Raw genomic sequence first — 12,916 nt, 5'->3', positions numbered from 1 at the left:
TTAAAAACTTATGCTAACATTGTAACAGGGTTTTCAACAAAAGTTTTTAATGTTTGTAAGAATTGAGCACCTACAGCACCATCAACCGTTCTATGATCACAAGCTAAAGTTAATTTCATTGTGTTACCAACAACAATTTCACCGTTTTTAACAACAGGTTTTTGTATGATAGCACCAACAGATAAAATAGCAGAATTCGGTTGGTTGATAATTGAAGTAAAACTTTCAATACCAAACATTCCTAAGTTAGAAACCGTAAAAGTACTTCCTTGCATTTCAGCAGGAGAAATTTTCTTGTTTCTAGCTTTACCAGCTAAATCACGTACTGAAGCACCAATTTGAGTTAAACTTAAAGCATCTGTATGTTTTACAACAGGTACAACTAAGCCTTCATCAACAGCAACAGCAACACCAATGTTAATATGGCTGTGGAATAATGTATTATTATCCGTCCAACTAGTATTTACATTTGGATGTTTTTTTAATGCCATAGCACACGCTTTTACAACCATGTCGTTAAATGATACTTTAGTATCAGGAACAGTATTAATTGTTTTACGAGATGCCATTGCGTTATCCATATCAACTTCAATGTTTAAATAGAAGTGTGGAGCAGAAAACTTAGAGTTTCCTAATGCTTTAGCAATTGCTTTACGCATTTGTGAATTTTTAACTTCACTAGTACTCTCTTCACCAGCAATAGCAAAATTGCTAACCGCTGATTGAGCAGGAGTATTAACTGGAGTTTCAGCAGCAGGAGTGTAGTTTTCTACATCCTTTTTAACGATACGTCCGTTTTCACCAGAACCTTTAATCGCTGTTAATTTAATTCCTTTATCCTTTGCTATTTTTTTAGCTAATGGAGAAGCAAATATTCTTCCTCCAGAAGTTGTTGTAGTTGCTGTTTCAGTAGCAGCTACTTTAATTTCTTCTTTAGGAGCTTCTTCTTTTTGAATAGCTTTTTCTTCTGTTTTTACAGAGGAAGTTGCACTTCCTGAATTTAATGCAGCAAGTACGGTAGCAACATCTGTACCTTCTTTACCAATAATAGCAAGTAAAGTATCTACAGGAGCAGCTTCGCCTTCTTGAACACCAATGTGTAATAAAACACCTTCGTTAAAAGATTCGAATTCCATAGTTGCTTTATCAGTTTCGATTTCAGCTAAAATATCACCCTCTTCAACGGTATCACCAACGTTTTTTAACCAAGAAGCAACAGTTCCTTCTTCCATGGTATCACTTAAACGAGGCATATTAATAACAATAGCTCCTGCTGGCATTGCTACTGCTTCACTTTTTACAGCTACTTCTTCGTTAGAAGTTGTTTCAGCTTTAGGAGCTTCTTCAATTTTTGCAGTAGTAGTTCCATTTAATAAAGCTGAAATATCTTCACCCTGTTCACCAATAATAGCTAATAAAGTATCGACAGGAGCAGCTTCACCTTCTTGAACTCCAATATGTAATAAAACACCTTCGTGAAAAGATTCAAATTCCATGGTAGCTTTATCAGTTTCAATTTCAGCTAAAATATCGCCTTCTTCAATTCTGTCACCTACATTTTTTAACCAAGAAGCAACAACTCCTTCTTCCATCGTGTCGCTTAAGCGAGGCATGTTTATAATTGTGGCCATGGTTTACTTAGATTTTATAAATGGATAATCTTCTTGCTCGTACACCATATCGAATAACTGATTAGCTTCTGGATATGGAGAATCTTCAGCAAATTTTTCACATTCACTTACAGATTGCTTTACTTCTTTCTTTATATTTTCAATTTCTTCGTCAGAAGCATATGCATTTTCTTTAATAACATCTAGTACTTGGGTAATAGGATCAATTTTACGATATTCTTCAACTTCATCTTTAGTACGATAATGTTGAGCATCCGACATTGAGTGGCCTCTATAACGGTACGTTTTCATTTCTAAGAAAGTTGGACCTTCACCACGACGTGCTCTTTGAATAGCTTCATCAACAGCTTCAGCAACTTTAATAGGATTCATACCATCAACAGGACCACAAGGCATTTCATATCCTAAACCAAGTTTCCAAATATCAGTATGATTAGCGGTTCTTTCAACAGAAGTACCCATTGCATATCCATTGTTTTCAACAATAAATATTACAGGTAACTTCCAGTTCATAGCCATATTAAAAGTTTCATGTAATGAACCTTGACGAGCAGCACCGTCACCAAAACAACATAGTGTTACTGCATCATTACCTTTATACTTATCACCAAAAGCTAATCCAGCTCCTAACGGAATTTGACCACCAACAATTCCATGACCTCCATAAAAACGAAATTCTTTTGAGAAAATGTGCATTGATCCACCCATACCTTTAGAGGTACCTGTAGCTTTTCCATATAATTCGGCCATTACACGTTTAGGATCTTCACCCATACCAATTGGTTGTACATGGTTACGGTATGCCGTAATCATTTTATCTTTAGATAGGTCCATTGCATGCAATGCACCTGCTAAAACAGCCTCTTGACCGTTATATAAGTGTAAAAAACCTCTTACTTTCTGTTGAATGTAAACAGCTGCTAACTTATCTTCAAACTTTCTCCAGAAAAGCATGTCTCTATACCAATTGATATAGGTTTCTTTGGTGATTTTATTCATTATATATTAGTTGTTTATTTAAAGTTTGTTTGTTACGCTTACATTAAAAACGTAGCTACAAAAGTAAGTAGTTTTTAGTAAACTTAAAAAAGTTCTTGTTAAAAATTATAGCAAGCTTTTTTGAGTACTTAAACAGCCTAATATTTTTATTTTTGTTTGGCTATTATTATAAATGCTTTTGCACCTGTTGCTAAATTCCATTGATTGGCTGATAATAAGGCTCCATCCTCATTAAAAATTTTAAAACCAGCAGTATTTGGCCCTGAACTACCTTGGTTTAAAGCTAAAATTTCAATGGTATTTATTCCTTCATCTAAAGTAATTTTAAAAGATTGGTAGCGTTGTTTAAGAATTAAGTTGCTAACCACTGGTGTGTCATTTACAAAAATAGAAACTTTATCACCATCAGGGTATTGAAAATCTCTACAAATAATGGTTACCATTTTAGCTTTTGTACTAAAGCTACCTAAATCCTGATCAATAACAGGGTAGTTATACATCCCGTTTATTTTTTGAAAACCATTTAAGTATTGCTCTTCTGCTTGTTTAGCTTTGGTTAAAATACCTTTGTTTTCGAAGTCGTTTTCTGCTTGCTTTTTTTGAATTTGTTGCTGTTGTTTGGTGTGTGCTGTTTTAAAACCATCATTATTTTTAAATTCTAATGATTTTGGTTTTTTTACTTCTTTAGCAGTAGCAGGTATGCTACCAAAAGAACCTGTATTGTTTTTATTATTTCCAAAAGAATCATCAAGTTGTGCAAAACTATGCGAACTTATACTTACTACAAAAATTACTATAAAAAAATGTATCGTTTGTTTTATCATATCAAAATAAATCTGAGCAAATATAATGCCGTCGTTTTTTGTATTTCTCAATAAAGCGTTAAAACATATTTATTTGAAGCAATTTCCCGCTTTTCGCACTCGCTTTTTTTATTTTTTGAAAAATAAAAAAGAGCTCAAACAATTGCTACAATCGGGGGCTAGGCATTTTTGCTGTTTTTTTGTAATTATCTAAAATTAAAAAACTTTTTATTTTTTTTTTTTAAACTAAAACCCGCCAAATAAAATAACATCCTTTATTTAACAGGGAAACTAAAATAAGTTTTAGGAAAAGGTTCAAATCTTAAGGTAAAATGCCACCATTCTTTAGGATAAGGTCTGAAATTATGTTTACGCATTACAGTTTGTAATAATTGTCTATTTTGTTTTTGTTTTTCGGTTAAATTAGGATAATTAATATGTGAAGAAATTCCGAAGAAATCAAATGGACTTCCCATATCTAATTCGTTTCCAGTTTTTAAATCAATAATAGTTAAATCGACAGTACTACCTCTTGAATGACCTGATTTTGAAGCTATAAATCCTTTTTGAAATAAATATTTTTTATCAATACTAGGATAGTATTGTTGTTTCATTAATGTGTCATTTATGACATGAGACCATTTTACAAAGTGGGTTACTGCCCTTTGTGGACGATAGGCATCAAAAATTTTTAAACTTAATTCTTTTTTTAATAGTTCGTTTTGTACTTTTTTTAAGGCTCTTGCTGTTTGTGTTGTACTTATAAGCACTGCTTCTTCATAGCCATTAATAGACGTTCCAACAAAATTATTATTAGTGCAATATTTTAATTCTTTCTTTATTGAAGGAATTAAATCTTTTATATAAGAAAAGCCTGTAGGTAATTGTTGTGATTGAACAAGACCTGAAATAAAAAATAATAAGAGATACATGTATTTCATTACGTGAAAATAAGTAAATAGTTTAATATACACATTAATTATAATAAAATGATGAGACGCTTTTTATGATATTGTTATTTAATTATTGTGTTTTTTATTAATAATTTTTGTTGTATTGATATTTTGAAAGTTTTTCTATATAAATAGTAATATGAAAGTTATTGAAAAATAAAATATTGAGTTTTTAAATTTATCTAAAACTGAAGTTTTAGGGGGAAGAAGGATTAGCTTAATAGGTTTTTAGACTTAAAAAGAGCTTTAGTACTGTGTAATTTAGAAAAAGTAAAAGTAAAGCAAAATTGTAACGGGTCTTGTAAGCATTCCTTTTACTATTTTTTTTGTTAAAGATTGTGCAAATTTTGTCTAATAAACACTCAATGGGTTTGTTCTATATACATCTCCATAAATAATAGTTGGTTTTACACATCTGCTACCATAGCTTTGTACCCGCCCTTTTTTTGTAAAAGCAAACCCAGCTAATTGTTCTCCAAAATATTCTACCATATCATTGCGTTCAAATTTACCATGTACTAATACATCAATGTCAATTTCTTCTTGCCAACGAATAGGTTTTTTGTTTCATTTTTTAATAAAACATCATATTCAGTAGCTGAAGTATCGCCTTTTTTATATTTAGCTCTCCAGCTTCTGACTTCTTTAGTTTGTGGAAAAGAGCCAATAGTGGTAGTTGGAAATAAAGGTAGTTTTAAGGCTTCTTTTTGTGAAATCTTACGAGTTGAAAAAGGATTATTCCTTTTAGAATCTATAGTTGTTATAGCATTTACTCTATTTTTTACCTTTGTATTATGAATCAGTTTAGAAACTGTACGACTTTCAATTGCTTTTTTATTAGTTTCTAATTTAGCTTTTGTTTCTTTACTTAGGTTTTCATAAATTAACTTTTTTAAAGTAACCACTTCCTTAATTTTTTGTTTAGCAAAAGCCATTCATTCTTTAATCTCAGGTGATAGTATTTTTTCATTATCTTCTAAATCTAAATCACAAGGTGAATGTAAAAGTGAGCAAGAAGGTGCAATTAAAATTCGTTCTTTTCCTATTTTATTTATTGCTTCTTTAATAATAGATAAAGATTGTTCAAAATTATGTTTTCCAAACATTTCTTCCGTTTACAATGCCTAAAGACAGGCATAGTTCTTCTAGAATTAAATTTAAAACATCATGTAATTGTTCAGGACAGCGTACCAAAATCAATATGTAAAGCATAAACAGGTAATGTTGTTGCTAAAAAAATATTGTCTTTTAAACCATTAAAATAGGTTGCTACTAATATTTTTAGGTATGGAAACTCTTTTTTTAATGTTATATATACAAATTTGTATGCTTCTCTTGCTTTTTCATTAATATATAAGGTTAAAAAAGGTTCATCAAACTGTATCCATTTTACTCCTAAGGTTGTTAATTTTTTTAAAATATCAATGTAAACAGGTAGTAGGTTTTACTTAAATATAATTTATTAAAATCATTATCTTTTTCTTTTCCTAAGAGTAAATAAGAAACTAAACCAATAATGACAGGTTTGGCATCTATACCAACTTTTTTAGCATTTAAAAATTCATTGATAATTTTATTAGAAAAAAGTTTAAATTCCTGATTTTTATAAAATTCAGGAACTATGTAATGATAATTGGTATCAAACCACTTAGTCATTTCCATTGCAGTTATATCTAAGCCATCTTTTTGATAATCTCTTTTCATTGCAAAGTATAAATCGAGTTTGTTACTTGAATTTCTTAAAGCTATTTCATTATAGCGTTTTGGAATAGCTCCAACAGTTTAAAGACATGTCTAAAACATGGTCATAGTAATAAAAATCATTACAAGGAGTAAGATCTATTCCTGCGTCTTGTTAAATTTTCCAGTTTCTAAAAGTAAGGTTTTCTCTTATCTTTTGTAACTCTTCAGTTAAAATTTTGCCTGACCAATATTGCTCGCAGGCTTTTTTGAGTTCTCTGTTGCTACCAATTCACGGATAGCCAAGATTGTGCGTTTGCATTTTCTTTTAACTTTTAAGTGATTAATTAAAAACTCTTTTGTAAAACTTCATAATGTTTTTTTTGAGAAGAAGTTTAAAGAAAGAAGAATTATAAAAATCAATAAGATACAATTATTCTATGAGGGTTAATTGGCTTATGAAAATGCATTTTTCTGACTAAAAGCTTCAAACCGCGAAAGCATTGTCAATTCGGAATAGGCAGGTTTCCTGACTTAATAACAGTTTTATTTTCCTTCCCATTTTATTTATTTTAGAACAGTGGGTTTTATTAATAAAACTTTTTTGTGTTACATACAGTTGCGCGACAGTTAGTGATTTACACACGATTGCCTATTAATTTACAATTAAGTAAAATCTTTCCGTTAAATGAAGTATGTAAAGAACTTATTAGAACAAATATCGCTATAATTTTATAAGAGTGTAGTTTTTTTAGTGTAAGTTATATGTTTAAATTTATTTTATAAAGTTAATTGTAAAAGGATAGGTGTAGTTTTTACCTTTATTAGCTTTTATAGATGCTATAATAATTAACATAATTTTACTTATTGATATAAGGCAGCATAAAAAAACTGTTACAATTAAGCTTATCAAGGCAAACATATTTTTATAAATTATACTAGTTTCGAAATTAAAAGTTGTTTCATTATAAAGGTCTAAAAAGCTCCCAAATAAAAAACCGAATAAGAGTACGAAAAATAGAGTGCTAACTATAAAAAAATATAAACTAAAGCTTAAATTAAAGTTTATGGCCGCTTTGCCTTGTTTATCTAAAAAAGGATCTTTGTTTTTTAAAATTTGCCATAAAATTAAAGGAGCTAGAATACTTCCAAAAGGAAACATATATCCTGCAAAAGCGGATATATGTATTAGTAAAGCATCGGTGTGTGTGTAGTTTTGCATATTTATGTGTTTAAAGGGCTAATACTCTACAAATATATACTTTTCTAAGAGGTTATAGTACAAGACACATGCTCATCTACTAGCTTTTAATTAAGAGCTAGTAGATAGTTTTAATTGTAAAAAAAGTTTTAAAAAATTAGTAAATTGCTCGTAAATACTCATAAATATGAAATTCACACCTTTAAAAATTAATTTATTTACTTTCTTAAAATTACCATCAGCTTATATCTGTGGTGTTAGAGTATTATTTATTTCGGAAGAGAAATCACTAGTTAAAGTAACGCATCGATGGATTAATCAAAACCCTTTTAAGAGTATGTTTTGGGCGGTACAAGGTATGGCAGCTGAATTAGCTACTGGTATTTTAGTAATGCAAGCTATTGATAAATCAGAAAAAAAAATTTCTATGTTGGTTACAAATATGAATGCTACTTTTACTAAAAAAGCTAAGGGTAAAATTAGTTTTGAGTGTGATGATGGCGAGGCAATAACAAAAGCTATTCAAAAATCAGTAAACACAGGTCATGGGCAAACTGTTATAGTAACTTCTAAAGGTATTAATGATGACGGGGTATTAGTGTCTAAATTTCAATTTGAATGGAGTTTAAAAGTAAAGGCATAGTAAAATATAAAAATATAATTATGAATGCACATGAAATCGACTATCGCATTTTTGAGAAGAAATGCAGTATGTTGAAAATTGAGTTAGATCTAGAATAAAGTATAATTGCGGAGAGTGGAAGGATGATGCTATAAGAATAAATACTATTTTAAGCGATGGTTCTAGTCAGGAAAAAGGATTGTTAGCTAAAATATTTTTAGCAGGGAAAAGAATTCTTTCAGGAGAGAATTTATTTATGACTGTTTTTACAAATAAAGGACTTGGAAAAAACAAGTTTCATTTGCTTCACCTTATTCGGGGAAGATTGTTACTGTAGATTTATATGTTAAAAAGATGCTTTTTTATGTGCTACTAAAGGTGTTTCGATAGGGATAGAATTTTCAAAGCGATTAGGGCGTTGATTATATGGAGGAGAGGGTTTATTATAGAAAAATTAGAAGATGATGGTATGGCATTTATTCATGCAGGAGCTATTATGGCTTAAAAAGAATTAGGGTGTGGAGAGGTTTTAAAAGTAGATACAGGTTGTATTATAGGTTTTACAAAGGGTATAGATTATAATGTTGAGTTTATAGGTGGTGTAAAAAGTACGGTATTTATCGGTGAAGGTTTGTTTTTTGCAAAGCTTCAAGGACCAACTATGGTATGTATTTAATCATTACCTTTTAGTCGACTAGCAGAGCGTATGTTAGCAATGGCTCCTCAAAGGGGGGTGATAAAGGAGAAGGCAGTTTTTTTGGCAGTATTGGTAATATTTTAGATGGAGATAATAGGTTTTAGTATAAAATAAAAAACCACTAATTAGTGGTTTTTTATTTTATGATTGATATTTTAAATACCTAATTCATCGAAAATGTTAATTAATTTTTCGCCTTGTGAAGGAGTAGGAGCGTTAGGGCTTACAATATTTCCATCAGGGTCAATAATAATAAATTTAGGTAATCCTTTTATTAAAAATTTTTGAGCCCATTCTAAGTCTGCTAATTTCTCTCCACTAAATAATTGTATACCTGTCATTTCTCTATCAACAATTGTTTGTTTCCATTTTTCGTATTGATTTTTATCATCAACACTAATACTTACAAATTCTATGTTTTTTCCATGGTATTCTTCTTCTAGTTTTTTTAGTAAAGGTATTTCTCTTTTACAATAAGCGCACCATGTAGCCCAAACATCTATGTAAAGGTATTTTCCTTTACCTATTAAATCATCAAAAGAAGTTGTTCCTCCTGCATAATTTTCAAAATCTTTGAATTTAGGAGATGGTTGTCCTTTTGCAGTAGCTTTTAAAGCGTTATAACTTTTAGTAATTTCATCTTTATGATTTTTATTAGTAGAGTATGTCATAAATTTATCATGAAACTCTTTTAAATTATCAGTAAAGGTTATACCATTTTTAGCATTTTTATATAATAAATCATTTTTTATAATACTATCATTAATTTTAGTCTGTACTGTTTCTAAATAAGTTAAATAGTAATCATTACCTTCCTCTAATTTTTCTTTAGTGATAAAATCTAATTGAGTTTCTAACATCTTGCGGTATGAATAAGAATTGATGTAATCATCTCCATTACTATAGTTAAAATTTTCGAGTGGGTCAGGGTAATTTTCTGAAACAGAAAAATCTTCATTATCAGTTAAAGTGGCATAATAATCTTGATAGTTACTTAAATTTCTTAAGTATTCATAATCAATATTTTTAACTTCAGTTTTTAGAAAATCAGCAGGTAAGTTATTAGAAATAGATAGCTCTGTTAAAGCATCCTTGTATTCTTGCATTTTTTCTAAAAAATCATCTTCACTTAATGAAAATAATCTATTAGCATTTATTAAAATCTCTGAAAATTTCTTCTTTTTTTGAATAAAATAAGTGTTGATATTGGCATTTGTCCCTTCAAATTTAATTGAATCAATATTTTTATAATCAAAAATAACAGTTGTATTTACTGTGTCAGTAAGATATAAATTAATAGGTTTTTTATAAGCGATTAAAGTGTAGTAACCATTTTTATCAATTTTTAAAGTATCTAAAAAAGAACTTGTTTCTTTATTAAACTTTATTTTTTTTTCAAAATTAAACCCAGTTAAAGTGACGTCTCTTTTTTTGAAGTTTTCAATTTTACCAGATAAAATAAGGTAATCTTTTATTGGTTTTTCTTTTTTACAAGAAATAATGGTAATTATTATGAGACCAAAAAGTATTATTCTTTTCATCGTTTACAGTTTATTATGAATAAGGGTTTAAAAGTGTCGAAGTTACTTTTTTTAGATTTTTTATCAAAGAATTTAACAGAATTTTAAGTAAGCTGTAATGCTTTTGAAATTTAAGTATCTTTCGCTTTAAATATATGTTTTTAAAATAAAACTCCCAAGTATATGCTTGAGAGTTTTATTTTTTATTCATCTATCTCAGTTCGAGATTCTTCAGGTTTTTCCCCTTTTTTAATATTTATAATTAATTTGTTGCTTTTAGGGTCTAGATCCATAGAAATGGTATCTCCTTCATCTAGCTTAGAGTTAACAATTTCTTCAGCTAAAGCATCTTCAATATATTTTTGAATAGCTCTTTTTAGAGGTCTGGCACCATATTTTTTATCAAAACCTTTGTCAGCGATATAGTCTTTTGCTTTTTCACTTAATATTAGTTTGTAGCCTAAATCAGCAATACGGGTTAGTAATTTTTCTAATTCAATATCAATAATTTTATGAATATCTTCGCGTTCTAATGAATTAAAGATAATTACATCATCAATACGATTCAAAAATTCAGGAGCAAATGATTTTTTTAGTGCACCTTCAATAATACTTTTAACATGAGAATCTTCTTGCTCTTTTTTAGAAGCGGTTCCAAAACCAACTCCAGCACCAAATTCTTTTACTTTACGAGCGCCAATGTTAGAGGTCATAATAATAATAGTGTTTCTAAAATCAATTTTTCTACCAAGACTATCAGTAATATGCCCATCATCTAAAACCTGTAAAAGCATATTAAAAACATCAGGATGTGCTTTTTCAATTTCATCTAATAGAATTACAGAGTATGGTTTTCTTCTAACTTTTTCAGTTAACTGTCCGCCTTCTTCATAACCTACATAACCTGGAGGTGCTCCTATTAAACGAGAAATGGCAAATTTTTCCATATACTCACTCATGTCAATTCTAATTAATGAGTCACTAGAGTCAAATAATTCACGTGCTAAAACTTTAGCTAATTGTGTTTTACCAACCCCTGTTGATCCTAAGAAAATAAATGAGCCAATTGGTTTGTTAGGGTCTTTTAAGCCAACACGATTACGCTGTATTGCTTTAACTACTTTGGTAACAGCTTCATCTTGACCAATAACTTTACCTTTAATCATATTTGGTAAATCAGCTAAACGATGACTTTCTGCTTCGGCAACTCTATTAACGGGTATCCCTGTCATCATAGAAACAACTTCAGCAACATTATCTTCAGTAACAATTTCTCTATTTAATTTAGATTCTTCTTCCCATTGGTTTTCAGCAGAAGCTAATGCTGTTTCCATGTTTTTTTCATCATCGCGAAGCTTTGCAGCTTCTTCATATTTTTGACCGCTTACGGCTTTTGTTTTATGTTCACGAATTTCTTCTAACTTAGCTTCTAACTCTAAAATTTGTTGTGGTACTACAATGTTTGTAATATGAATTCTAGATCCTGCTTCATCTAAAGCATCAATAGCTTTATCGGGTAAAAAACGGTCTGTCATATAACGGTTGGTAAGTTTTACACAGGCCTCTATAGCTTCATCTGTAAATGACACTTGGTGGTGTGCTTCGTACTTTCCTTTAATATTATGTAAAATTTGTATGGTTTCTTCAACAGTTGTAGGCTCTACAATTACTTTTTGAAAACGACGTTCTAAGGCACCATCTTTTTCAATATTTGTTCTAAATTCGTCTAGAGTTGTAGCTCCAATACATTGAATTTCACCTCTGGCTAAGGCAGGCTTTAGCATATTTGAAGCATCTAATGATCCTGTTGCACCTCCAGCTCCAACAATGGTATGAATTTCGTCGATAAATAAAATGATGTCATCATTTTTTTCTAATTCATTCATTAAAGCTTTCATGCGTTCTTCAAACTGACCTCTGTATTTTGTGCCAGCAACTAAGCTTGCTAGATCTAAAGAAACAATTCGTTTATCAAATAAAATTCTTGAAACCTTTCTTTCAACAATTCTAAGCGCTAAACCTTCTGCTATAGCAGATTTACCAACCCCTGGTTCACCAATTAACATTGGATTATTTTTTTTACGTCTACTTAAAATTTGAGAAACACGTTCTATTTCTTTTACACGTCCAACTACAGGGTCTAATTTACCTGAAGTAGCTAATAATGTTAAATCGCGTCCAAAATTATCTAAAACAGGAGTTTTTGATTTTTTAGCTTGTTTTCCTTTTGGGTTTTGTTGCCCAAAAGGGTTTGTGTTGCCATCTTTAGATTCGTCATCAGATGGTGTTTCTGCTATTGGAGATGAAAAATTATCTTCAAGGTGAAGTTCTTTGTAAAGCGCTTTAACATCCTCATATCCTACGTCATATTTTTGAAGTAGTTTTGTTGTAGGGTCATTTTCATTACGTAAAATACATAATAATAAATGTACTGTATCTATAGCGTTACTTTGATATAACTTAGCCTCTAAAAACGTAGTTTTTATTGCTTTTTCTGCTTGTCTTGTAAGGTGCAAGTTCTTTTTTTCGGTACTTGCTATTGATAAGGTAGTCGGGTTTAATTTTTCTAATTTATTACGCATTAAACCTAAATCTACATCAAGAGTAGTTAGTATTTCAATAGCTTTTCCGTCTCCTTTTTTAATCAAACCTAATAATAAATGTTCTGTTCCAATAAAGTCATGACCTAAACGTAAGGCTTCCTCTTTACTGAAAGTAATAACATCTCTAACTTGTGGTGAAAAATTCTCGTCCATAAATTTAATTTGTATAAGTGTAAAGTTAGTAAGTTTTTTTCAAAAAAATAACAA

At 29.9% G+C, this 12,916-nt stretch carries 13 protein-coding genes, 2 pseudogenes and 1 riboswitch; of the genes and pseudogenes, 2 read left to right on the top strand and 13 right to left on the bottom strand.

Going from position 1 to position 12,916, the window contains the following annotated elements; all coding sequences use genetic code 11:
- Window positions 1-8: 8 nt before the first annotated feature.
- From ACN5J4_RS03855 to ACN5J4_RS03805, 11 genes and pseudogenes are all read right to left on the bottom strand, one after another.
- Window positions 9-1,631 carry a pyruvate dehydrogenase complex dihydrolipoamide acetyltransferase gene (locus ACN5J4_RS03855; RefSeq protein ID WP_418650849.1) on the bottom strand — a complete coding sequence of 541 codons (1,623 nt, stop codon included), beginning with the start codon at window positions 1,629-1,631 and terminating at the stop codon, window positions 9-11.
- A gap of 3 nt (window positions 1,632-1,634) precedes the next feature.
- The gene (pdhA, locus tag ACN5J4_RS03850; protein ID WP_418650848.1) at window positions 1,635-2,630 is read right to left on the bottom strand and encodes a pyruvate dehydrogenase (acetyl-transferring) E1 component subunit alpha; all 996 of its coding nucleotides are present in this window, start codon (window positions 2,628-2,630) and stop codon (window positions 1,635-1,637) included.
- 146 nt (window positions 2,631-2,776) lie between these two features.
- Complete coding sequence (locus ACN5J4_RS03845) at window positions 2,777-3,454, bottom strand: hypothetical protein (protein ID WP_418650847.1); 678 nt, start codon at window positions 3,452-3,454, stop codon at window positions 2,777-2,779.
- Window positions 3,455-3,708: 254 nt separating this feature from the next.
- Window positions 3,709-4,374: a M15 family metallopeptidase gene (locus ACN5J4_RS03840; protein WP_418650846.1), complete on the bottom strand. Its 666-nt coding sequence runs from the start codon at window positions 4,372-4,374 to the stop codon at window positions 3,709-3,711.
- A gap of 363 nt (window positions 4,375-4,737) precedes the next feature.
- Window positions 4,738-5,321: pseudogene (locus ACN5J4_RS03835) on the bottom strand (hypothetical protein).
- A complete protein-coding gene (locus ACN5J4_RS03830; RefSeq protein WP_418650845.1) occupies window positions 5,322-5,492 on the bottom strand; it encodes a hypothetical protein in 171 nt (56 codons plus the stop codon).
- A complete protein-coding gene (locus tag ACN5J4_RS03825; RefSeq protein WP_418650844.1) occupies window positions 5,476-5,598 on the bottom strand; it encodes a hypothetical protein in 123 nt (40 codons plus the stop codon). The genes ACN5J4_RS03830 and ACN5J4_RS03825 overlap by 17 nt, the downstream gene beginning before the upstream one ends.
- Complete coding sequence (locus tag ACN5J4_RS03820; RefSeq protein WP_418651132.1) at window positions 5,564-5,770, bottom strand: hypothetical protein; 207 nt, start codon at window positions 5,768-5,770, stop codon at window positions 5,564-5,566. The genes ACN5J4_RS03825 and ACN5J4_RS03820 overlap by 35 nt, the downstream gene beginning before the upstream one ends.
- A gap of 29 nt (window positions 5,771-5,799) precedes the next feature.
- A complete protein-coding gene (locus ACN5J4_RS03815) occupies window positions 5,800-6,135 on the bottom strand; it encodes a hypothetical protein (RefSeq protein WP_418651131.1) in 336 nt (111 codons plus the stop codon).
- Window positions 6,136-6,241: 106 nt separating this feature from the next.
- A complete protein-coding gene (locus tag ACN5J4_RS03810; protein WP_418651130.1) occupies window positions 6,242-6,358 on the bottom strand; it encodes a hypothetical protein in 117 nt (38 codons plus the stop codon).
- 209 nt (window positions 6,359-6,567) lie between these two features.
- Window positions 6,568-6,762, bottom strand: a riboswitch (cobalamin riboswitch).
- A gap of 79 nt (window positions 6,763-6,841) precedes the next feature.
- On the bottom strand, window positions 6,842-7,288 hold the full coding sequence (locus ACN5J4_RS03805) for a DUF4870 domain-containing protein (protein ID WP_418650843.1): 447 nt from the start codon (window positions 7,286-7,288) through the stop codon (window positions 6,842-6,844).
- Window positions 7,289-7,454: 166 nt separating this feature from the next.
- On the opposite strand from ACN5J4_RS03805, the gene ACN5J4_RS03800 reads away from it, so the two are divergent.
- Together ACN5J4_RS03800 and ACN5J4_RS03795 are read left to right on the top strand one after the other, a co-directional pair.
- The gene (locus ACN5J4_RS03800) at window positions 7,455-7,910 is read left to right on the top strand and encodes a DUF4442 domain-containing protein (RefSeq protein ID WP_418650842.1); all 456 of its coding nucleotides are present in this window, start codon (window positions 7,455-7,457) and stop codon (window positions 7,908-7,910) included.
- Between the two features lie 20 nt (window positions 7,911-7,930).
- A pseudogene (locus ACN5J4_RS03795) lies at window positions 7,931-8,690 on the top strand (AIM24 family protein).
- 51 nt (window positions 8,691-8,741) lie between these two features.
- Here ACN5J4_RS03795 and ACN5J4_RS03790 read toward each other — a convergent pair.
- Window positions 8,742-10,127 carry a TlpA family protein disulfide reductase gene (locus ACN5J4_RS03790; protein WP_418650841.1) on the bottom strand — a complete coding sequence of 462 codons (1,386 nt, stop codon included), beginning with the start codon at window positions 10,125-10,127 and terminating at the stop codon, window positions 8,742-8,744.
- Between the two features lie 182 nt (window positions 10,128-10,309).
- Window positions 10,310-12,862: an ATP-dependent Clp protease ATP-binding subunit gene (locus ACN5J4_RS03785; protein ID WP_418650840.1), complete on the bottom strand. Its 2,553-nt coding sequence runs from the start codon at window positions 12,860-12,862 to the stop codon at window positions 10,310-10,312.
- Between the last annotated feature and the right edge of the window lie 54 nt (window positions 12,863-12,916).

This window comes from Tenacibaculum aestuariivivum (genome assembly GCF_964507685.1).
GTDB lineage: Bacteria > Bacteroidota > Bacteroidia > Flavobacteriales > Flavobacteriaceae > Polaribacter > Polaribacter aestuariivivum.
Note: the sequence above shows the minus strand (reverse complement) of the source record. Positions and strands in the feature narration are given on the sequence as shown.